23 protein-coding genes are annotated in these 20,942 nt (G+C 34.1%); 1 reads left to right on the top strand and 22 read right to left on the bottom strand.

Annotation, left to right across the window (positions count from 1 at the left end; all coding sequences use genetic code 11):
- Window positions 1–451: 451 nt before the first annotated feature.
- The 8 genes from ACP5SP_RS01935 to ACP5SP_RS01900 form a co-directional block, all read right to left on the bottom strand.
- Window positions 452–574, bottom strand: a complete 123-nt coding sequence (locus ACP5SP_RS01935; RefSeq protein WP_424586461.1) for a hypothetical protein — start codon at window positions 572–574, stop codon at window positions 452–454.
- A 77-nt stretch (window positions 575–651) separates the two neighbouring features.
- Window positions 652–765, bottom strand: coding sequence for a WG repeat-containing protein (locus ACP5SP_RS01930; RefSeq protein ID WP_416084584.1), 114 nt, complete (start codon window positions 763–765; stop codon window positions 652–654).
- A 419-nt stretch (window positions 766–1,184) separates the two neighbouring features.
- On the bottom strand, window positions 1,185–2,366 hold the full coding sequence (locus tag ACP5SP_RS01925; RefSeq protein WP_428075939.1) for a M20 metallopeptidase family protein: 1,182 nt from the start codon (window positions 2,364–2,366) through the stop codon (window positions 1,185–1,187).
- Window positions 2,344–3,756, bottom strand: a complete 1,413-nt coding sequence (locus ACP5SP_RS01920) for a sigma-54-dependent transcriptional regulator (RefSeq protein WP_424586459.1) — start codon at window positions 3,754–3,756, stop codon at window positions 2,344–2,346. The genes ACP5SP_RS01925 and ACP5SP_RS01920 overlap by 23 nt, the downstream gene beginning before the upstream one ends.
- Window positions 3,753–5,135, bottom strand: a complete 1,383-nt coding sequence (locus tag ACP5SP_RS01915; protein WP_428075937.1) for an ATP-binding protein — start codon at window positions 5,133–5,135, stop codon at window positions 3,753–3,755. The genes ACP5SP_RS01920 and ACP5SP_RS01915 overlap by 4 nt, the downstream gene beginning before the upstream one ends.
- Window positions 5,135–6,097, bottom strand: a complete 963-nt coding sequence (gene pfkA, locus ACP5SP_RS01910; protein WP_424586457.1) for a 6-phosphofructokinase — start codon at window positions 6,095–6,097, stop codon at window positions 5,135–5,137. The genes ACP5SP_RS01915 and pfkA overlap by 1 nt, the downstream gene beginning before the upstream one ends.
- Window positions 6,094–7,110: a 6-phosphofructokinase gene (locus ACP5SP_RS01905; RefSeq protein ID WP_424586456.1), complete on the bottom strand. Its 1,017-nt coding sequence runs from the start codon at window positions 7,108–7,110 to the stop codon at window positions 6,094–6,096. The genes pfkA and ACP5SP_RS01905 overlap by 4 nt, the downstream gene beginning before the upstream one ends.
- A 5-nt stretch (window positions 7,111–7,115) precedes the next feature.
- Window positions 7,116–7,589, bottom strand: a complete 474-nt coding sequence (locus ACP5SP_RS01900) for a CinA family protein (RefSeq protein ID WP_416084578.1) — start codon at window positions 7,587–7,589, stop codon at window positions 7,116–7,118.
- A gap of 81 nt (window positions 7,590–7,670) precedes the next feature.
- Here ACP5SP_RS01900 and ACP5SP_RS01895 point away from each other — a divergent pair, with 81 nt between their 5' ends.
- Window positions 7,671–9,377, top strand: a complete 1,707-nt coding sequence (locus ACP5SP_RS01895; protein ID WP_424586455.1) for a proline--tRNA ligase — start codon at window positions 7,671–7,673, stop codon at window positions 9,375–9,377.
- 49 nt (window positions 9,378–9,426) lie between these two features.
- On the opposite strand, the gene acpP is transcribed toward ACP5SP_RS01895, so the two are convergent.
- From acpP to efp, 14 genes are read right to left on the bottom strand one after another with little or no spacing between them, the layout of a single operon-like run.
- Window positions 9,427–9,669 (bottom strand): acyl carrier protein, encoded by a 243-nt coding sequence (gene acpP / locus ACP5SP_RS01890; RefSeq protein ID WP_424586454.1) that lies wholly within the window; start codon window positions 9,667–9,669, stop codon window positions 9,427–9,429.
- Between the two features lie 9 nt (window positions 9,670–9,678).
- Window positions 9,679–10,125 carry a 3-hydroxyacyl-ACP dehydratase FabZ gene (gene fabZ / locus ACP5SP_RS01885; protein ID WP_416084575.1) on the bottom strand — a complete coding sequence of 149 codons (447 nt, stop codon included), beginning with the start codon at window positions 10,123–10,125 and terminating at the stop codon, window positions 9,679–9,681.
- On the bottom strand, window positions 10,097–11,365 hold the full coding sequence (locus tag ACP5SP_RS01880) for a 30S ribosomal protein S1 (RefSeq protein WP_424586453.1): 1,269 nt from the start codon (window positions 11,363–11,365) through the stop codon (window positions 10,097–10,099). The genes fabZ and ACP5SP_RS01880 overlap by 29 nt, the downstream gene beginning before the upstream one ends.
- A 17-nt stretch (window positions 11,366–11,382) precedes the next feature.
- Window positions 11,383–12,297, bottom strand: coding sequence for a bifunctional enoyl-CoA hydratase/phosphate acetyltransferase (locus ACP5SP_RS01875; RefSeq protein ID WP_416084573.1), 915 nt, complete (start codon window positions 12,295–12,297; stop codon window positions 11,383–11,385).
- Window positions 12,298–12,346: 49 nt separating this feature from the next.
- Window positions 12,347–13,411, bottom strand: a complete 1,065-nt coding sequence (gene buk / locus ACP5SP_RS01870) for a butyrate kinase (protein ID WP_424596473.1) — start codon at window positions 13,409–13,411, stop codon at window positions 12,347–12,349.
- Window positions 13,392–15,113 (bottom strand): DNA repair protein RecN, encoded by a 1,722-nt coding sequence (recN, locus tag ACP5SP_RS01865; RefSeq protein ID WP_424586452.1) that lies wholly within the window; start codon window positions 15,111–15,113, stop codon window positions 13,392–13,394. Before recN ends, buk begins: the two co-directional genes overlap by 20 nt.
- Window positions 15,114–15,116: 3 nt before the next feature.
- Window positions 15,117–15,938, bottom strand: coding sequence for an NAD(+)/NADH kinase (locus ACP5SP_RS01860; protein WP_424586451.1), 822 nt, complete (start codon window positions 15,936–15,938; stop codon window positions 15,117–15,119).
- Window positions 15,920–16,708, bottom strand: a complete 789-nt coding sequence (locus ACP5SP_RS01855) for a TlyA family RNA methyltransferase (RefSeq protein ID WP_424586450.1) — start codon at window positions 16,706–16,708, stop codon at window positions 15,920–15,922. The genes ACP5SP_RS01860 and ACP5SP_RS01855 overlap by 19 nt, the downstream gene beginning before the upstream one ends.
- Complete coding sequence (gene dxs, locus ACP5SP_RS01850; protein ID WP_428075934.1) at window positions 16,692–18,509, bottom strand: 1-deoxy-D-xylulose-5-phosphate synthase; 1,818 nt, start codon at window positions 18,507–18,509, stop codon at window positions 16,692–16,694. The genes ACP5SP_RS01855 and dxs overlap by 17 nt, the downstream gene beginning before the upstream one ends.
- Window positions 18,510–19,406, bottom strand: a complete 897-nt coding sequence (locus ACP5SP_RS01845; protein WP_424586448.1) for a polyprenyl synthetase family protein — start codon at window positions 19,404–19,406, stop codon at window positions 18,510–18,512. It abuts the gene before it with no gap.
- The gene (locus ACP5SP_RS01840) at window positions 19,406–19,681 is read right to left on the bottom strand and encodes an acylphosphatase (protein WP_416084566.1); all 276 of its coding nucleotides are present in this window, start codon (window positions 19,679–19,681) and stop codon (window positions 19,406–19,408) included. Before ACP5SP_RS01840 ends, ACP5SP_RS01845 begins: the two co-directional genes overlap by 1 nt.
- Window positions 19,662–20,072, bottom strand: coding sequence for a transcription antitermination factor NusB (nusB, locus tag ACP5SP_RS01835; protein WP_416084565.1), 411 nt, complete (start codon window positions 20,070–20,072; stop codon window positions 19,662–19,664). The genes ACP5SP_RS01840 and nusB overlap by 20 nt, the downstream gene beginning before the upstream one ends.
- Complete coding sequence (locus ACP5SP_RS01830) at window positions 20,062–20,346, bottom strand: hypothetical protein (protein WP_416084564.1); 285 nt, start codon at window positions 20,344–20,346, stop codon at window positions 20,062–20,064. Before ACP5SP_RS01830 ends, nusB begins: the two co-directional genes overlap by 11 nt.
- Window positions 20,343–20,906, bottom strand: a complete 564-nt coding sequence (gene efp / locus ACP5SP_RS01825) for an elongation factor P (RefSeq protein ID WP_424586447.1) — start codon at window positions 20,904–20,906, stop codon at window positions 20,343–20,345. Before efp ends, ACP5SP_RS01830 begins: the two co-directional genes overlap by 4 nt.
- Window positions 20,907–20,942 lie beyond the last annotated feature (36 nt).

The raw sequence follows: 20,942 nt of genomic DNA, 5'->3' as shown, positions 1-20,942 counted from the left end.
AATTCTTACTAAAATTGTGTTCCTTTTTTGTCCATATATACCCAATCATTATATAATAGGATAAGCGCAATACCCTCCTAAAATCATTAGCAAAATCAAATATATTTCGAATTACAAAGTTTCCTTTTTTATCAGCATAGCCATGTTTTCCATTAAGCAAAACAGCTGTAATATCTTCGCTGAATAATTTGTAGTGTCATAGTGTGGAGAAATTTCTATATTACCGTTTGCATTAATATAACTCCAATTTCCGTTAACAATAACTGCAGCAAGCCCACTACTAATGTTGTTCTCTGAATTAAATACTCTTCCAAATTATTTTTCGCCTTTAGTCTTTATAAACGTCCAACTGTTTTCTGTTTGAACATTGGCAATTCCGTCAAAAAATGGGTTTGCCCCACTTAAAGTTAGCAGGAATTAATAAGTTTCCAGTTTTATTTATAAATCCATATCAAGTATCTGGGTATTTGCCGAATTCCACAACAGCATAACCATCTTTAAAAGGATGAGCATCGTCAAAAATTTTATCAAAAGCATTTCTTTCCGCGCTTTTCAATGAAAACCCAACTTTCACTCCAACTAACCAGAGCTAAACCTTGTTAATGAATAAACGAATTAAATTGCATAGGGATAATCAAGTTTCCCACTTTATCAAAAATCTCCATTATAGATCTTATCAACTGCTGCAAGTCCTTCTGAAAAAGGTAAGACATTGTCGTAAGATGCTTGTAGTACTACGTTCTTATTTTTGTTACAAAGCCCCAAAGTTCATTTTTTCAAATTGGAATGATTTTTGCTGTAATCGTTGATTGTTCCTTTTGCTCATTTGCACTTTGCCCCAATTCTCTTCCCCTTATTATTAGTTTTTGTCTCCTTATTTGCACTTGAGAAAGAATTGTAATCAACAAAAACAAAAACTAAAATAATAGTTAATGTTCTTAGTAACGCAGAAAAAGTGTAATTACTCTTAGATTTTTTTGAAAACAGAAGAATGAAATAATTTTCAGAAAACTCCAATAAAAAAATTTAAAATCTCACAAATCATCTCACAACTCCTCAATAAAATTATAAACTGGTTGTAAATTTGTCAAGTACTATTTTATAAAATGTTGAAATGTCGAAAGAAAAATACTAAAATATAATAAGATGAAATTCCTCAAAGTATTTTTTAAATCGATCGGTTTTTATTTATAAAGCTTTCCCAAGTTTAGAACTGTTGCAACATGCATTTTTACACCTGTGGGAAGAATGTCCTCGTCAATATCAAATTTTGGAGAATGATTTGGATAAATTATTCCCTTCTCTTCATTCAATGCACCAAGCCAGTAAAAAGCACCCGATCTCTCTCTTAGAAAATAAGCCATATCTTCGCCACCCATAGATACTGGAGCCTCAAAAATTTTATCATAGCCTACAACTTCTCTTGCAATATCTCTAATAAAATCCACTGCAATTTTATGGTTAATCAATGGAGGATATCCAAAATTGTATTCTAAGGTTGCATTTCCTCTGAATGCTTGAGCTATTTGAGACGAGTTTTGTTCTATTCTATCTTTGATAAATTTAGATACTTCATCTTTTAAAGTTCTCACAGTTCCTTCAAGTTCTGCTGTTTCTGGAATAACGTTAAAAACGTCACCAGAAGAAATTTTCCCAAAAGACAATACTGCAGGCTCAAGAGGATCAATTTCCCTCGAAATGATAGCTTGGAGAGCAATTACAATATGAGAAGCAATTAGGATTGGATCAACTGCTTTATGAGGGTATGCTCCATGTCCACCTGATCCCTTTATTTTGATTTTGAAACTATCAGCCTCAGCCATCATTACGCCCTCTCTAATATGTATTGTGTTTGCTTTATAGAAACCTGCAACATGCAATCCAAAAACAAAATCTACATGAGGATTTTCAAGTATTCCTTCTTCAATCATTCCAATTGCTCCGCCAGGATCTCTTTCTTCAGATGGTTGAAAAACAAATTTCACGTTAAAATTCACATCTTCTTTCATTTGAGTTAAAACCTTAGATGTTACAAGAAGCATTGCAGTATGCGCATCATGTCCACATGCATGCATTTTTCCATCTTTTCTTGATTTATATGGCACTTCATTTTCTTCTTGAATTGGCAATGCATCCATATCAGCTCTCAAAAGAACTGTTCCCTTTGCATTGTTAACTTTTAACTCAGCGACAACTCCTGTCTTATTTATACCTTTTTTGACTTCAAGTCCGAGTTTAGAAAGGTAATTGTAAACAAGATCAGAAGTTCTATATTCTTCAAATGCCGTTTCAGGATACATATGGATTTCTCTTCTTAAAGATATTACTTCCTCCTTGAATTCATCAATTATCTTCAAATTTTCCATTTTCTTCTCCTTCCTGCATTAAATTGTAGTATCGCAGTTTATTAAATAAAGACTTTCGTGAAATACCCAAAATTTGCGCTGCCTTTGTCTTATTGCCTTGAGCTTTTTCAAGAGCCTTAATAATAGCCTCTTTTTCAATCTTTTCTATCAGTTTTGGTAAGTTTAAGTTTTCTTCTTCAACTTCTGTTTTGTTGTATTCTTCACTCTTTATTTTATTTTGCAATGTCTGAGGTAAATCTTCTAATAAAATTAAAGGGGCAGAAGTTACTATAACTCCCCTTGCAATTGCGTTTTCTAGCTCTCTTACATTACCTGGCCAATTGTAATCCATGAAAAGTTCAAGGACTTCTTTTGAAACTCCTCTAACATTTTTCTTATATTTATCAGAATACTTACTAACAAAATAATTAACAAGTAATGGAATATCTTCTTTTCTTTCTCTAAGAGGAGGAAGCCAAATTGTGACAACATTCAATCTATAAAATAAATCTTCTCTAAATTCTCCAGATTCAACTAATTTCTCAAGATTCCTGTTTGTTGCAGCAAGAACTCTTGCAGTAGTTATAATCGTCTCATTACCACCGACACGGTTGAAAGTCTTTTCTTGGAGAACTCGAAGAAGCTTTGCTTGGAGATTCAAACTCATGTCTCCTATTTCATCCAAGAAAATTGTACCTTCGTTAGCTTGCTCAAATTTACCGATTCTTTTTGTATATGCATCTGTGAAAGCACCTTTTTCATGACCGAATAATTCTGATTCAAGGAGACTTTCAGGAATCGCTGCGCAATTAACTACGACAAACGGCTTGTTCTTCCTTGTGCTGTGATGGTGAATTGCTTTTGCCACAAGTTCTTTTCCGGTACCACTCTCACCTCTTATTAAGACGGTTGCATCAGATTCCGCTACCTTTCCTATTTCTTTAAAAACTTCCTGCATTTTAGGTGAGTTTCCAATAATTTCATCTGCTTCATATCGATTTTCTCCTTTTTCAAAACTTGGAGCATTTTCTGTGAGCTCTTTAAGTTCAATTGCTTTTTTAACTTTTATTTTTAATTCTTCAATATCGAAAGGTTTTGTAAGATAGTCGTATGCTCCTTTTTTCATTGCTTTAATGGCAAGATCAGAGCTTCCATAAGCAGTCAAAAAAATAACCGGCAGGTTATTCCTAATTTCTCTTATCTTCAGAAAGGCTTCCATCCCATCCAAAATTGGCATACGAACATCTAATAAGACGCAATCAAAATCATTCTTTTTAACTTGTTCAATAGCATCCTTCCCGTTATTAACTTCGACAACCTCATAACTTTCATCCTTTAAGGTCTCACTTAAAAGCATTCTTATATTTTCTTCGTCATCAGCGACAAGAATTTTGTATTTTTTGATCTTCACTTTAGATCCCTCTTTGGCAATATGATTGTAAATTTTGTTCCTAAACCTACTTTACTTTCTACAAGAATCTTCCCGCTATGCTCTTCAACAATTCGATGAACTATTGCAAGACCTAAACCTGTACCATGTTCTTTAGTTGTATAGAACGGAACAAAAATATTTTTAATGGTATCTTCGTCCATTCCTGAACCATTATCTTGAACAGTTATTCTTATGCTTCTTCCTTCATCAATACACTCTATTTCAATCAAACCATCTTCTTTGTCAATCGCTTGAACTGCATTAATAACGAGGTTTAGGAAAAGTTCTTCAAGTTTTCTTTCGTCCGCAACTATTGTTAGATCTTGGCATTTTAACTCAAATTTAATTTTCTTTTTAGAATCGTATTGTTTTGCAAGCTCTAAAATATGGTTGAAGAAAGGCTTTAAATTGAATTTTACAAGTGATAATGGAGAGGGTCTTCCATATTTTAAAAGATCATCAACGATTCGTCCAAGTCTTTCAGTCTCAGTGAGAATTGGACGAACAAATCTTTCTTCGTCTTTGCCCTGAAGTTTTTGTGAAAGAATTGTTGCAAAGCCTTTTATAGAAGTTAATGGATTCCTTACTTCATGTACAATACCAGCTGTAAACAAACCAAGTGATTTTAATGCCTCTGCTTTTTGCATTTCTTCAAGATTTCTCTTAAGATTCTCAGCCATACTGTTTATTGAAGCTGCAATATCGCCAATTTCTCCCCCATAATTAGGAAATCTAAAATCAAGGTTTCTTTCGAGATTTTTAAGGCCTTTACGAATTTGAAGTATGCGAAGACTAAAGAAAGAGGTAATAATAAGAACAATTATCATTGTAATTAGAGCAAGGTAAAATATTATACGATTAATTGAATAAATGATACTTCTTACGTTATCCTTTACATTAGATTGAGGAACTGCAGAAAAAATATACCCACCACCATATTTCTCTGGTATTGCAACCATTACAACGACCTTTTTAATTAGATTTCCTTTTGATGAATGAACACTTATTGGATTATTGAAAATGGGAATATAATAACCTACTTCGACATCAGAATACGCTGATGATATCATTGAAAAATAATTCTCAAAAGCTGGCTTCAAGAAAACATTAATATATAAGTTGCGTTCTTTTGTAGTAATATTATCGTATCCTCTTAGAAGTGATTCTGCAGTATACATCTTTTCGAAGCGTTCCTCAATCTGCCTACTTATAATAGTGAGTCTCTTGGTCTCGCTTTCAATTTCATTTTGCTCAAGATACTGCGAAATACTCGAAGAAATCGTAAAAAAGGTAAATATTATAAAGACAACAAGAACAAAGATTAACTGAAATCGGATAGATGTAAATATCCTTTTCATTACACAGACACTTCCTCAATAATGTCGTATAACTTATAGTTGATCTCTTTAAATTTTTTTACTGCATCTTCAATGGGAATATGTACGATATGGTTATCTTTTATCCCAACTACAAACCCAGGAGTTCCTTTTATTAGCAATTCAACGGCCTCTGCGCCGAACATCGTTGCTATTATTCTATCAAACCTTGTTGGTGCACCTCCTCTTTGAATATAACCAAGAACAGAATACTTCACATCAAGATCAGGAAGTCTTCCCTTTATTTCAGATTGGAGATCCTGCGCATGGATTGCACCTTCAGCAGTTATTATCATATGATGTTTCTTCTTCTTTTTAAGGCCAGCTTTTATATTCTCAATAATTTTATCAATATCAAATTTTCTTTCAGGAATAAGGACAATATCTGCACCACTTGCAAGACCTGCTTCAAGCGCAATAAAACCTCTATCCCTACCCATTACTTCTACAATAAAAGTTCTTGAATGGGATGTAGCAGTATCCCTAATTTTGTCGATTGCTTCAATTGCGGTATTTACGGCAGTATCAAAACCAATGGTATAATCTGTTCCCCATAGATCGTTATCGATTGTTGATGCAACTCCAACTACGGGAAAACCTTTTTTAAAGAGAGCAAGACTTCCCGACTGTGAACCATTACCACCAATTACGATAAGACCTTCAATTCCTTCCTCCTTCATATTCTTGATCGCAAGCTCCTGCATTTTATCTTCTTTAAATTCTTCTGTTCTTGAAGATAAAAGAAAAGTTCCTCCCTCTTCAAGGAGTCCACTCACATCGCGAGGAAGGAGATTCTTAAAACTTTTTTGGGTTAAACCTCTGTATCCTTCAAATACACCAATTACTTCAATCTTCCTTGAAAAACCAACTCGAACAACACTTCTTATTGCTGCATTCATACCGGGGGCATCGCCCCCGGAGGTAAGAACGGCTATTCTTTTCATTTTTCAAAGACTTTCATAAAATTAAGCCATTCTTCATCTACAAGTTTTGGCTTGCCAGCTGCATCTTCAAGCGGAACAGATATCACTTTATTACCAGAAACTGCGGCCATCTTTCCGAAATCACCCTCATGTACCATCTCAACTGCTTTTACTCCAACTCTTGTTGCAAGAATACGGTCAAAGACTGTTGGAGGACCACCTCTTTGTATATGTCCGATAATTGCGCTGCGAGTAGAAATACCGAGTTTCTTGGATATTAAATCAGCAACATATTCATGAACGCCCCTCTTCTGAAGTAATTCATGACCAAATTCATCAACTTCGGTTATAGTTTCGATAGGAACTTCAATTCCTTCAGACACAACTACAAGCGCATATCCCTTTTCTTCATACTTCTTCTTAAGATGCTCACACATCTTATCGTAGTCAGGTTTCTCTTCAGGGATTAAGATCCAGTCTGCTGCACCAGCAATACCTGTGTAAAGTGCAACCCAACCTGCTTCTCTTCCCATCACTTCAAGAACTATAATACGCTTATGGGATTTGGCAGTATCTCTCAGCCTATTAAGAGCATCCACTGCAACTTCTACCGAGGTGAAAAATCCAAAAGTATAGTCAGTTTGTGACAAATCATTATCCATTGTTTTCGGGACACCAACTACCTTTACACCAAGTTTATGGAGTTTAAGCGCAACTGATAATGTATCGTCTCCTCCAATTGCTATGAGTGCATCTATATTATTTTTCTGTAATGTTTCAATAACCTTTTCGGGCCCTTTTTCTTCCTTAAAAGGATTTGTCCTCGAAGTAAAAAGAATTGTGCCCCCATAATTTATGATTTCTTCAACATCTTTGATGGATAAAGGTCTTTTTTTGTCCTCAATAAGCCCTTTCCAGCCTTCTTCGAATCCAATAACTTCATCGCCAAAGTCAGCGGCTCTATAAACTACACCTCTTATTGCTGGGTTCAATCCAGGACAATCACCACCACCAGTCAAAACTCCAATTCTCATAGCTATCAACCTCCTTCTAAAATTTCTAGTAATTTTTTAAGCAAAAACTCTGCTACATTCTCTCTTATTATAATACGATCACCTTGAAATTTGTTTTCAAAGACAAAGTTTTTGTTGTTTACTGAAATTCCCACATAAGAAAGTCCAACAGGTTTTCCTTCAATAGGATCTGGTCCAGCAATACCTGTTGTTGAAAGCCCAATATCTGCTTTAAATAGATTTCTAACATTTGTAGACATAAGTTCAGCAACTAAAGGATCAACTGTTCCTAACATTTCCACTATTTCTCTATCAATTTTTAAAATTTCAATCTTTGCTTTAGGAGAGTAAGCAACAATACCACCTAAGTAAACTTTGGAGCTCCCTGGGATATCGGTAATTAATTTAGCTACAAGACCGCCCGTTATGGATTCGGCAGTTGAAAGAGTTAAGTTTCTTTCTTTAAGAGCGTTTACTAATTTCTGTGATATTTCTATCATACTGTGTAAATTTTACACTATTTTAAAGAATATGCAAGATCCATATAATATGATATGTAAATTAGAGAAAGGAGTTAATTTATGAAGATAAAAGACTTTTTTCTTCCAACTTTACGTGAAGATCCGCAGGATGCGGAGATAGAAAGCCATAAATTAATGATAAAAGCAGGTCTAATAAGAAAAATGGCGGCGGGCGTATACTCATACTTACCCTTTGGTTTAATTGCTTTAAAAAATGTTGAAAAGATAATAAGGGAAGAAATGAACAAAGCAGGGGCACTTGAACTTCTTTTTCCGGCAATTATGCCTAAGGAACTATGGGATGAAACAGGTAGATGGGACATTTATGGAGATGAAATGTTTAAAGTAAAGGATAGAAAGGGAAGATTTTTTTGCCTTGGACCTACCCACGAAGAGGCAGTTGTTGATCTTGCAAGAAGAGAACTACGCTCTTATAAAGACCTACCGAAAATATTTTACCAAATTCAAACTAAGTATCGTGATGAAATAAGACCTCGCTTTGGCCTAATGAGAGCAAGAGAATTTTTAATGAAAGATGCATATTCCTTTGATACCTCAGAAGAAAATCTTGAAATAAGCTATAAAAAAATGTATGATGCATATATTAATATATTTGAAAGATGTCACCTTGATGTAATACCTATAGAGGCTGATTCGGGTGCAATTGGAGGGAAAGTTTCTCATGAATTTGTTGTAATATCTGATTTGGGTGGAGAAAGTGAGTTCGTAATGTGTCCTAAATGCGGCTATGCTGCAAATACAGAGGCTGCAAAATCCTTGGATACAGACCCTAATGAAGTAGAAACTGAATTACCTCTTAAAAAAATAGAAACTTTTGACAACAGAACAATTGAGGAAGTTTCAAATTTTCTAAATCTACCAAAGGGCAAATTAGTGAAATCTCTTGTTTACAAAATTGACGGGAAATACTTTCTTGCAATTGTAAAAGGAGATGACGAATTAAACGAAGTTAAACTCAAGAATTTTTTTAGTGCAAAAACTTTGGAGCTAGCAAGTGAGGATGAAGTTTTTAATATTTTTAAAGCACATATAGGTGCAATTGGCCCTATTAATTCACCAATTGAGGTTATAGTAGACAAACGTATTTTGAAAATGAAAAACTTTGTCTGTGGTGCTAATGAAGATGGATTTCATTTTAAAAACGTAAATATCGGAAGAGATTTTAATCCTAACTATGTAGAGGATATACGGACTGTAAAAGAGGGAGATCTCTGCCCAAAGTGTGGCACACCTTTTAAAAAATTTAATGGAATTGAATTAGGACACACCTTTAAGTTAGGTACGAAATATTCCGAAAAAATGAATGCGACTTTTCTTGATGCAGATGGCAAAGAAAGATATTTCATCATGGGTTGTTACGGAATTGGGGTTGGAAGAACTTTACAAGCAATTGTCGAAAAGTTTCACGATGATAAAGGAATAATTTGGCCTATAAACATAGCACCTTTTAAAGTGGAAATTGTACCGATAAACTTAAACGATGAAGAAATAAATAGTTCAAGCAATAAATTACACGAACGTTTTGTTAAAGAAGGGATAGACGTGCTTTTGGATGATAGAGAAGACTTAAGCGCGGGAGAAAAGTTTAATGATGCAGACTTAATAGGAATTCCTTTACAAATAATAGTAGGTCGTGCATTAAAGAAAGAAGGTAAGTTTGAAGTGAAAGTTCGAAGCTCTGGGGAACGATTTACGCTGGACTTTGAAGAGACCGTAAAATTTGTTTTGGAGAAAGTGAAAGAATAAAAAGAGGGCTTGGCAGCCCTCTAAAATTTTAGCTAGTGTAAACATTTAGTCATTTTATGTGTTCCTTAATATATTGAATAGTACTTCCAACTGTTGTTATTTTTTCGATATCTTCATCGGGAATCTTCATTCCAAATTCATCTTCAAGCGCCATTGCTATGTCTACAAGTGCAAGTGAATCAGCACCAAGATCCTCAACGTATCTTGAATCATTTGTTATTTTCTCTTTATCCACACCCAATTTTTCAACAATTACTTTATTGACCTTTTCTCTAATTTCTTTTTCCTCCATTTTTTCCTCCTATTCTTTAATAATTTTTACCGCAATTATTCCTTTAGCAACAAGATTATCGTCAACAAATGCTTCTACATAGCTTTTGGCAATGCCGAATTTTACATTAAGCATATTTGCAACAACCTTCACAGTATCTCCAGGATTTACTTTTTTTATAAATTTAAAATCATCAATACCTACAAGAAAACCAAAAGCGCTTTTAAATTTATCAACAGTCAAAAGTATAAAAGCAGAAACTTGAGCACACATTTCAACAAGAATAACACCAGGAAGGATAGGTAAATTTGGGAAATGTCCTTCAAAAAAATTCTCATTACCGCTAAATTTTTTTAAACCCACTGCATTAATTCCAGGAACTACTTCTGTAATTTCATCTACAAACAAGAAAGGGTCTCTATGAGGAAGATATTGTTTTATTTCTTCTTTACTGATTCGTATTTTCTCCTTGTTCATTTTCAAACAGTGCCTTTCTACTAAGTTTCATTTTTCTGTTTTCTTTATCAATAGACATAACCTTTGCCTGTAATTTATCACCAATTTTGACGAAATTTTCGATCTTATCTACTCTCTTTGTATCCAACTGCGAAATATGAATGAGGCCTGTAATACCTTCGTCAAGTTCAAGAACAACCCCAAAAGGATGGATACGAAGAACTGTTCCCTCGACAATACTTCCAATTGGATATTTATCTTCAACTACCTCCCATGGATGAGGTTTAGTTTGTCTTAAACTTAGCGAAACTTTCTCATTGTCAAGGTTCACGGATAAAACTTTAACTCTAATTTTCTCACCTACTTTCACTACTTCGTGCGGATCCTTTCTCCTGCCCCAGGTCAATTCATTAATTCTAATAAGTCCTTCAACGCCATTTCCAATATCTACAAACACTCCAAAGTCTTGGATAGCTTTTACAACACCTTCATAGATTTCACCTTTTTTGAGATTTACAAGTGTTTGTTTCTTAAGTTGTTCTTTTTCCTCTTGTAAAACCTTCAGTCTTGAAGCGATAACTCTTTTAACTTTCGGCTCAACTTCAAGAAGATAAACATCAATTTCTTTTCCAACAAGTGAATCGAGAGTTTCCCCTTTCTTTAGTCCCACTTGAGACTGCGGCAAAAATGCCGGAACTCCATCAATATCAAGGAGAAGGCCTCCCTTTATAACCTTTTCAACTTTAGCTTTTACTTTTTCCTCATTCTCCATTTTCTGCTTTAGATCTTCATACTTCTTTACATTATCAGCAAGCTTTTTAGAGAGGATTAAATTTGGACCATTACGTAGAACCATCACATTGATCTTATCTCCAACGTTAACAATCTCTGAAGCAGAATTTACTTGTTTATTTGTAAGTCCTCTAAGCGGAATAAAAACATCTTCTTTAATACCAGCGCTAACATATGCTCCGTTTGGTTCAACTTTAACAACGGTTACTGTGATAATATCACCCTTTTTGAAAGTTTTCATCAAGTAAGTTTCATTCAGGTTATTGTTCTTTTTTTGTTCATTAAGAGAAACATTTCCGTTTTCTGCCTTTTTGTTATAATCCGTTTCAGCTTTTGTTTGTTGAGAGGCATCTTGCTCTTGAGACTCCTCAGGTTTAATGCTCTGAGGTAATTTTTCAGTAGTTGCTTTTGCTAAGATTGATTCCACATCGTTTGGATTCAAATCACCATAAAAGTTTTTATCCTTCATAGTTCACCTCTTAATATTTATTTTTCAGCGATAAGCGCTGCTAAAGCTATTGAATACAATTTTGATTGTTCACTATCTCCACGTGAGGTAAGTACAGCAGGTGCCGTTGCACCAGTTACAACAGCTGCAATTTCAGCATTACCCAATTTTGTAAGAGCCTTGAAAAATGCATTACCCGCTTCAATATTTGGCATTATCAAAATATCGGCATCTCCTGCAACTTCAGATTTGACCTTCTTAATTTCTGCAGATTCCTTTGAAAGAGCAAGGTCAGTAGCAAGCGGACCATCAACAATACAATCTTTTATTTGTCCTCGTTTATTCATGACAGACAAAAGCGCAGCATCTACTGTGGCCTGCATTTTTGGAGAAACAGTCTCTACTGCTGCAATAACAGCAACTTTAGGTTTTTCTATTCCAAGTTTTTTTGCTATTTGAACATCATAGTTAATCATCGCTTCTTTCATTGATAAATCTGGCTGAGGTATTACGGCAACGTCTGAAACAATTAAAAGCTTGTGATAGTTCGGTGATTCAATAATAGCAGCATGTGAAAGAACTTTTCCCTCGGGAAGAAGCCCTTCCTGCTTATCAAGAATTCCTCTCATGTAAGTAGCACTCTGGCAAAGCCCTTTCATTATAAAGTCTGCTTTTTTTTCTCTAACAAGTCTCACTGCTTGTCTTACTGCTTCCTTTTCATCTTTTACGTCCACCACTTCAAACATAGACATATCAATGTTGTTTGTTTCACATACTCGTTTTACTTCATCCTTATCAGCAAAGATAATCGCATTAACAATACCTTCTCTTATTGCATTGGATACAGCCTGTAAAGTATGAAGATCCTGACCATAAGCAACTGATACGGTTCTCTTTTCTCTTAATGATCTTACAGCTTGAAGTAAATCATCTAATTTTTTTATAGTCTCCATATATCCTCCTCAAAACAAATTTAACTAATTTTATTCTATTATATCACAATTAAGTATAAATTTTTGCTTTTTCCTCACCTTTTAAAACTCTTAGTGCTGCAAATGCAAGTGCTTCCATTTCAAATTCGCCAGGGTATTTAACTATTTTTGAAATAAAACCAACTCTTCTTTCAATTTCATCTATAACTTCATTATTATGTGCAATACCCCCTGTTATAATAATTGCTTCAACTTGACCTTTTAAAACTGTGGCCATTGCCCCAATTTCTTTAGCTATTTGATAACACATTGCATCAAAAACTTCTTTTGCATATTGATCTCCATTTTTTATTCGCTCTATTACTTCTTTCATATTATTAGTACCGAGGTATGAATATACTCCGCCCTCTTTAGTGAATAGTCTTAAAAGATCGTTTCTCGAATATTTATGAGAATAGGACATATTGACAACATCAATTGATGGCAAAGATCCTGCTCTTTCTGGAGAAAACGGTCCTCCTTCATTTGCATTATTTACATCGACTATCCTTCCCTTCTTTATTGCTACAACAGAAATACCACCACCAAGATGAGCAACAATAAGATTTAGATCTTTGACATCCTTTCCTGCTGATTCTGCATATTTGTACATACTTGCTCTAACATTCAAAGCGTGTAAAAGGGATTTTCTTTTTATTTCTTTTAAACCCGAGATTCGTGCAATATCTTCAAATTCATCAACGCAAACAGGATCAGCGATAAAAGCATGTTTTCCTATTGAGCTTGCAATTTCGTATGCTATAAGCCCACCAAGTGTAGATGGATGTTCTTGTTCTTTTGAATACGCTTTCAAATCATTAATTAAAGTATCATTTACAATATAAGTGCCAGCTTCTATAGGCTTAACAATGCCACCTCTTCCAATAATAGCGTCAAATTCTTTTATCGAAACATTTTTCTTTTCAAGTAAATCCAAAATTGCCTTTTTTCGATAATCTAATTGGTCAAGAACAGTATTGAATCTTGAAAGCTCGTTTTTATCGTGCCTAATAGTTTCCTCAAAGATAGGATTTTTGTCCTCAAAAACTGCAATTTTTGTAGAAGTTGAGCCAGGATTAATAACGAGAATTTTCACTTTTCCACCTCCCCATTAATTCTTTTACCTGCTTAATTGTTGTATCAGTTATATTTGATCCAGATATCATTCTTGCAATTTCGTTAATTCTTTCGTATTCGTTAAGTTTTTTGACATTTAGCATGGTCTCGTTATCCTTTACAATCTTTTCAACTACAAAATGCTCTGCAGGAAGTGAAGCAATCTGAGGAAGATGCGTAATACATATAACCTGTCTATATTTAGAAATTTCAAACAATTTTTCAGCAACTTTTTCGCCTGTTTTACCACCAATTCCTGAATCTACTTCATCAAACGCTAAAACCGGAATGTCATCAACTTTTGCTATTACATACTTTATAGCAAGCATTACTCTCGAAAGCTCACCGCCAGAAGCAATACTTGCAAGTGGTTTAAAATCATGGGGCGGGTTTGGACTTATCAGAAACTCACACGCATCAATTCCATCATAAAATAATTTATATGATTTTCCGTTTATATTTAAGCCATCTGGGTCTTCAACTTGGTAAATCTTCACAATGAACTTTGCATTTTCCATGGCAAGGTCTTTTAATTCATTCTCAATTTGTCTTTCGAACTCTTTTGCAACTTCAAATCTCATTTTTGAAAGCTCCAAAACTTCTTTTCTTATTTTAGCTTCAAGTTCATTCTTTTTCTTTTGAATCTCTTCAATTTCTTCACTAATTTCATTAAAACTTCTGACTGATTCTTTAAGTTCAGAAAGGTAATTTATTAACTCTCTAATTGACTTTTTGTATTTTAATTTAAGTTTACTAATTTCATCGAGTCTATTCTCAAGATAACTTAATCTTTCCGGATCAACAACTATACTGCCATAGAAGTTTGCCAAATCTCTTGAAATTTCTTTAATGTCTATTAAATTACTTTCAAGTCTTTCTTTTAAGCTCTTAATATCATTTGAATAATCGCTTACTTTTTGCAAAAGAGTTATAGACGTGTTAAGTCCTTTGATAACAGAAAAGTCACCAGAAGACAAACTTTCTTGGACACTTTCGAGAGTACTAATTAGTTCCTTTGCATTACTTAGTAATTTGTATTCAGCCTCTAATTCTTCTTCCTCTCCGTCTTTAAGATTTGCTTTTTCAAGTTCTGCTATCTCATAGTTAATAAATTCTCTTTCTTGTCGAAACTTACTATCCTTTTCGATTAATTCTTTTAATGTTTGTATTAATTTTCTGTATTCAGCAATATCAGAAATTACGATTTCTTTTAATTGTAAAATTTTATCACCGCCAAACTTATCCAGATATTTTAAATGTGTTGATCGATCGAGAAGACTCTGAATCTCATGTTGGCCATGCATATCAATGAGATTTCTTCCAATCTCTCCAAGTTGTTTTAGCGAAACAAGATGGCCGTTAACAATTACCTTACTCTTAGTTTTTGAAATAGTTCTTGAGATCACCAAAACATCTTCCCCATCGTAGAGGGAGTATCCTTCAAGAATTGATTTTAACTTTTGGTTTTCTCCTATAAAGAAACTCGCTTCAATTGTTGCACTCTCCTCTCCGGTGCGAATAATATCAGTATTTGTATTTTCTCCACAAGCTAAAGCAATTGCATTCATTATTATTGTTTTTCCTGCACCCGTTTCACCAGTTATTACAATAAGATTCCTATCAAACGAAATCTCTACATTTTTTGCAATTGCTAAATTTTTGATAATTAGTCCCAAAAGCATAGCTTAGTATCCCCACCCAAACTTCTTATTTAAAACATCAAAGAAGTTTTTTCCTTTTAGATGAACTATTTTTAGATTTCTTGGATGTCTTCTAAATTCCAACCTGTCAAACTTTTTAACATTTTTTACTTTTAAACCATCTCTTATGAAATCGAAGTTACCATCACTTTCAATTTCAATCTCAAGAACATCATTTTCGGACAACACAAGTGGACGTGCAGAAAGTTTATGAGGAGCAATATAATTTAATTCAAACACACGTGCTTGCGGAACAATTATAGGACCTCCGACAGACAAGGCATAAGCAGTTGATCCTGTAGCTGTTGAAACGATAAATCCATCGCATCTAAATCTACCTGACTTTACTCCATTTACTGCAACTTCAAATTGTAAAATTTTTTCCTCTATCTTCCTAAGCACAACGAAGTCGTTTACACTACAAAAGGTTTCTTCTTCATTTCTATTTAGCTCTCCTAAAAGAGTCATTCTTTCTTCAATAAAATATTCCCCATTTAGCAACTTTTCTAATGCAATAAAAATGTCCATACCTTCGACATCAGTTAAAAAACCAAGATTTCCAAAATTAATTCCTAAAACTGACGCATTTAGTTTCAAAGCTATACGTGAAGCACCTAAAAAAGTCCCATCTCCACCAAGGCTTATTAAAATTAGAGAATCATCTTCCTCAAGACTCTCAAAATCATTGTTTTCATAAACTTCGATGTTTTTCCGTTTTAAGTATAATTCAACTTCTCTTGCCTTTTCAACAAAATAAGGTTCATCTTTGTAAAAAATGCCAACTTTTTTCACATTGCTTTTTCCCATGCCTCCTCTACAATTTTATCAATAAATTCTTCTTTAACAAAGATACCGTTTTTTTTAATATGGAAAAAGAACTCTATGTTTCCCTTTCCCCCTTTTATCGGAGAGTATGTAACGCTCTGAACAACAAACCCAAGGTTTTCGATATTTTTTAACAGTGTCTTAAGTATCGTTATATGGATAGACTTATCTTTTATTATACCTTTTTTAAGATATCTCGGCTCTCCTTCAAACTGAGGTTTTATTAATGATACGACTTCTCCGCTTTCTTTTAAAATGGGGAATAAATTTGGAAGTATTTTTAATATAGAAATAAAAGATACATCAATTGCAACAAGATCAACTGGCTCATTTATGATTTCTTTTGAAAGATAACGTGCATTGAATCCTTCAATCAAAATTACACGAGAGTCTTTTTTTAAAGTTGGATCCAAAAGATTTTTTCCAACGTCAATTGCGTAAACCTTTTTGGCGCCGCGCTTAAGTAAACAATCAGTAAATCCTCCTGTGGAGGAGCCAATGTCTAAACAAATTTTATCGCAAGGATTAACACCAAATTGATCTAAGGCAAATTCTAACTTAAAACCCCCGCGACTAACATATTTTTTTTCTTCAAGAATTTCAATTGTAACATTCTCATCAACCAATTCACTCGGCTTAATAGCTTTTCTACCATTGATTAGAACTTTTCCTTCAAGGATAAATGTTTTTGCAAACGTTCTACTGTCAAGTAGCCCTCTTCTTAAAATTTCTTCATCAAGTCTTCTTTTCAATCATCCTAACCCCAACTTTTATAATATTTTCACTACTAATACCATATTTTTTAAGAAGATCTTCTCTTTTTCCCTGCTCTGGAATAAAATTATCAATTGCGATATTTTCTACTCTAATGCCGTAATTAGAAAGAAAAGCCTTCAAACTTTCACCAAAACCGCCTCTCTTAATGCCATCTTCAACGGTAATAACCTTTTTGCTCTTCAATGCCTCATTCAAAATTAATTCCTCATCAAATGGTTTTGCAAAAATAGCATTTATTAGGCCAACGCTATATCCATTACTTTTAAAGTAATCTAAAGCCTTAAGTGCTTCAAAAAAGACGGGACCAAGTGTAATAATTGTAAGATCTGAACCACTTTCTACAATTTCAGCCTTGCCTATACTAAGTACAAATCTTTTGCTAAAACCGTCTTGAGCGAAATCCTTTGGATATCTTATGGCAAATGGAATGTCACTTTCGAGGGCAAGACTCATTAACCCCCTTAATTCAAAAGCATCCTTTGGGGCAGCTACAACAAAATGTGGAATAAAAGATAAATATGCAATATCAAATATACCCTGATGTGTAGGTCCATCATCTGAGACAATACCCGCCCTATCAATTGCAAAAACTACAGGAAGCGAAAGAAGAGAAACATCATGTATAAGTTGATCAAGCGCTCTCTGTAAGAATGTTGAATAAATAGCAACAAAAGGTTTAAATCCTTCTTTAGCAAGAGCTGCGGCAGATGTAACTGCACATTGTTCAGCAATACCGACATCAACGAAACGCTCGGGGAATTTTTCTTTAATGTAATTCGTCTTTGTTCCATCAGGCATTGCAGCGGTTATTGCAAATATCCGCTTATCTTTTTCTGCTAATTCAACAAGAGTTCTACCAAATACCTCAGAAAATGTTCTCTGGGTATCCGATACGAATCTCCCACTCTCTGGTTCAAAAGGTTCAGCACTGTGAAATTTATCGGGACTTTCTTCTGATAGTTTGTAACCATAACCCTTTTTAGTGACAACATGCACAACGACAGGAACATTTAAATTTTTAATCCTATTAAATGTTTCAATAAGTTCATTTAGATCATGTCCGTCAACAGGGCCTATATATGTGAAGCCAAATTCTTCAAACATAATATTGGGCAATAGCAACTCTTTTAATGCGAGTTTTATCTTTCTTGCAAAATTACTACCGAGTAGTCTCTTCATTATAATGTACGACTTAGAAGTTCTTATTCTTGTAAGATATCTGGAAATTGCACCAACATTTCTTGAGATTGACATTCCATTATCATTCAAAACTATAACGACTTTTTCTCCCAGATGACCAAGGTTATTCAAACCTTCATAAGCCTCACCACCAGTGAGTGCACCATCACCAATTAACGTAACAATATCATAATCTTCTTTCTTTAGTCTTCTTGCAATTACAAATCCCAATGCTAATGCAAGTGAAGTAGATGCATGTCCTGCAATAAATGTATCGTAGGGACTTTCCAATGGATTTGCATATCCACTTATACCGTCTAAAGTTCTAAGAGTCTCAAAGGCATCCCTTCTTCCAGTAATTATCTTATGTGCGTAGGCTTGGTGAGAGACATCAAAAATTAGTCTATCTTTGTTAAAATCAAAAACATAATGCAGCGCAATTGTTAGCTCGACCACGCCTAAATTCGATGATAAGTGACCTCCATTTTTAGAGACGACTTTAATTATCAAATCTCTAATCTCTTTGGCAAGTTCTTGCAATTCATCTACTCGAAGGTTCTTTAAATCCTTCGGAGAATTAATATTATCAAGAAGCATTTACTTGATCCTTTCTAATGTATTATATGCAATATCTATGAGTAATTTGTATTTATCATTATAAAGTGAAAGATAATTAGCTGCCTTTTCAATGTAATCCCTTGCAATTTCTTTCGAGCGATCAACACCGTAAAGAGAAACAAATGTAGCCTTTTTATTTTTCCTATCCTGATGGGTATCTTTTCCTAATTCTTCTGTGGTTGAAATTTCATCAAGAATATCATCTTGAATTTGATAACTTATGCCGAAATTCTCTGCAAACTGAGTTAAATTTATCAGTTCGTCCTCCGAAACATTTGCAAGAATTCCTCCAACTCTAACTGCAAGCATAAATAATGATGCTGTTTTTCTTTTTTCGATATAAAGTATTAGATTTTCATCTACCTCATTCATATCCATTGAAACCATATCCATTACCTGGCCACCAACCAGACCTTTTGCACCACTTAACTCTGCAAAGTCATGTACAATTCTTAGCACGGATTTTGCATCAAAGTTCTCGAGCAATTTTTTACTGGAAATTATTTCAAAAGCAAGTGATATTAGAGCATCACCTGCAAGCAATGCCATATCACTTCCATAGATCTTGTGGCACGTTGGCTTACCACGTCTGTAATCACTATTGTCCATAATCGGAAGGTCATCATGTATCAAAGAATAAGTATGAATCATCTCTATAGCAGAAGCAAAGGGTAAAATAGTCTTGTAATTATCAACATTCGACTCATAAGTTGCAATAAGCATTATCGGCCTAAGTCTCTTTCCACCTGCCATAAGGCTATAGTTTATTGCAGCATAAAGAGGAGAATCTTCCCTTATCTTTTCAAGTGCTACATTCAAATAATTGTTAACAATGTTTTTTCTTTCTTCAAGGTATTCTTTTATATTCTCTTCCATTAGTACACCTCAAAATCTGTAAATTCTCCTTTATATTCACTATAGTTATATGTAACTTTATCTACAACAGCAGAGCGTGGACCAATTTTTAAATATTCAAGAAGTTTTTGTAATCTATCCCTTTCTCCCTCAGCAACTACATGGACAGAGCCATCCCACATATTTTCAACATATCCAGTTAAACCAAGCTTTCGAGCATTAGAAAGCACAAAGAATCTAAAACCGACGCCTTGAACAATACCGTAAACAAAAGCCTCAAGTCTCAATTTCTCCATATTTCAAGCGTAAGAAACTTCTGAGAACACCATTTACGAAATCACCAGAGTTAAGATCGCCGAACTTTTTAGCAAGTTCCACTGCCTCAAAAACAATTGCACCGTAATCTTCGCCTGCAAGATTTTCAATTTCAAAGATTGCTAGTCTTAAAATATTTTTATCGACAGCATTAAGTCTATCAAACGACCAGTTTTTCAAAAGAGATTTAATCTTTTCATCAACATCATTAAGATTTTCAAGTGTTCCTTGAACTAATTTTAATGCGTATTCAAGAGAAACGGGCGATTCATACTTAAAAGGCAAAAAGGCATCAGGCACAGAATTTTTTCCTAAATCAACTGCAAAAAGAACACTTAAAGCAATCTCTCTTCCTTTTGATTTAGGATTCATAGAAGATATCACCAAATGTTACAATAATGTTCTCCACCTTAAATGGTGTTATGTTCTCAACTTCTAACTTTACAGTTTCTGCAATTGTATTGCCCAATTTTTTTAGATCATAACCGAACTTTGCAACAATATTAACTTCAATACTGATATTTGAATCCCCAATAACACACCTTACTGGATTTTTACCGTAAAGTGCTTTTACTCCTTCAATGCTTATTACAGAATTTTCGACAAGAGATTCTAATGCCTCAGTTGTTAAAATTATTCTACTCATTTATTCACCCTTTCAAGATATTCACCCGTTCTTGTATCGACTCTAATTACATCGCCTTCGTTTACAAAAAGAGGTACTTGAAGTTTATAACCAGTTTCAAGTAATGCAGGCTTCATTGCAGAAGTTGCCGTGTCTCCTTTTACTCCAGGTTCAGTTTGTACAACTTTAAGTTCAACAAAATTTGGTAATTCTACAGATACAGGTTTATTTTTGTAAAATATGATTTGAATTTCCAAATTTTCCTTTAAAAAGTTTGCGCTATCGCCTACATCTTCTTCTGAAAGATAAAATTGCTCAAATGTTTCCAAATCCATAAATACAAAATTGTTTCCTTCTTTATAAAGATACTGCATTGGTTTTCTCTCTAAAAATGCCTTTTTAAATTTCTCCTCAGGTCTAAAGGTTCTTTCAACTATATTGCCCGATTCAAGACTCTTCATTTTTACTCTTACAAAAGGTGAACCTTTACCAGGCTTGATGTGCTGGTAAGATATTACTACAAACAACTCTCCATCAAGTTCAAAAGTCACTCCACTTCTTAACTCATTTGCAGAAATCATTTTTACCTCCTCTCAAGATTTCCATTAATTATAATA

It is taken from the genome of Caldisericum sp., from assembly GCF_049967455.1.
In the GTDB taxonomy this organism is placed as follows: Bacteria; Caldisericota; Caldisericia; order Caldisericales; family Caldisericaceae; genus Caldisericum; species Caldisericum exile_A.
The sequence above is the reverse complement of the archived record's forward strand: the minus strand, read 5'-3'. Positions and strand labels throughout refer to the sequence as shown.

Excerpts from the sequence above, each read along its gene's own strand:
- recN (WP_424586452.1), bottom strand. The coding sequence starts at position 15,113 with ATGCTTTTGGGACTAATTATCAAAAATTTAGCAATTGCAAAAAATGTA.
- acpP (WP_424586454.1), bottom strand. The coding sequence starts at position 9,669 with ATGGAGGAAAAAGAAATTAGAGAAAAGGTCAATAAAGTAATTGTTGAA.
- ACP5SP_RS01845 (WP_424586448.1), bottom strand. The coding sequence starts at position 19,406 with ATGGAAGAGAATATAAAAGAATACCTTGAAGAAAGAAAAAACATTGTT.
- ACP5SP_RS01840 (WP_416084566.1), bottom strand. The coding sequence starts at position 19,681 with ATGGAGAAATTGAGACTTGAGGCTTTTGTTTACGGTATTGTTCAAGGC.
- pfkA (WP_424586457.1), bottom strand. The coding sequence starts at position 6,097 with ATGAAAAGAATAGCCGTTCTTACCTCCGGGGGCGATGCCCCCGGTATG.
- ACP5SP_RS01900 (WP_416084578.1), bottom strand. The coding sequence starts at position 7,589 with ATGATAGAAATATCACAGAAATTAGTAAACGCTCTTAAAGAAAGAAAC.
- ACP5SP_RS01925 (WP_428075939.1), bottom strand. The coding sequence starts at position 2,366 with ATGGAAAATTTGAAGATAATTGATGAATTCAAGGAGGAAGTAATATCT.
- ACP5SP_RS01875 (WP_416084573.1), bottom strand. The coding sequence starts at position 12,297 with ATGGAGACTATAAAAAAATTAGATGATTTACTTCAAGCTGTAAGATCA.
- nusB (WP_416084565.1), bottom strand. The coding sequence starts at position 20,072 with ATGAATCCTAAATCAAAAGGAAGAGAGATTGCTTTAAGTGTTCTTTTT.
- ACP5SP_RS01860 (WP_424586451.1), bottom strand. The coding sequence starts at position 15,938 with ATGGGAAAAAGCAATGTGAAAAAAGTTGGCATTTTTTACAAAGATGAA.
- ACP5SP_RS01880 (WP_424586453.1), bottom strand. The coding sequence starts at position 11,365 with ATGAAGGATAAAAACTTTTATGGTGATTTGAATCCAAACGATGTGGAA.
- efp (WP_424586447.1), bottom strand. The coding sequence starts at position 20,906 with ATGATTTCTGCAAATGAGTTAAGAAGTGGAGTGACTTTTGAACTTGAT.
- ACP5SP_RS01830 (WP_416084564.1), bottom strand. The coding sequence starts at position 20,346 with ATGAGTAGAATAATTTTAACAACTGAGGCATTAGAATCTCTTGTCGAA.
- ACP5SP_RS01915 (WP_428075937.1), bottom strand. The coding sequence starts at position 5,135 with ATGAAAAGGATATTTACATCTATCCGATTTCAGTTAATCTTTGTTCTT.
- ACP5SP_RS01895 (WP_424586455.1), top strand. The coding sequence starts at position 7,671 with ATGAAGATAAAAGACTTTTTTCTTCCAACTTTACGTGAAGATCCGCAG.
- ACP5SP_RS01905 (WP_424586456.1), bottom strand. The coding sequence starts at position 7,110 with ATGAGAATTGGAGTTTTGACTGGTGGTGGTGATTGTCCTGGATTGAAC.
- dxs (WP_428075934.1), bottom strand. The coding sequence starts at position 18,509 with ATGCTTCTTGATAATATTAATTCTCCGAAGGATTTAAAGAACCTTCGA.
- fabZ (WP_416084575.1), bottom strand. The coding sequence starts at position 10,125 with ATGAACAAGGAGAAAATACGAATCAGTAAAGAAGAAATAAAACAATAT.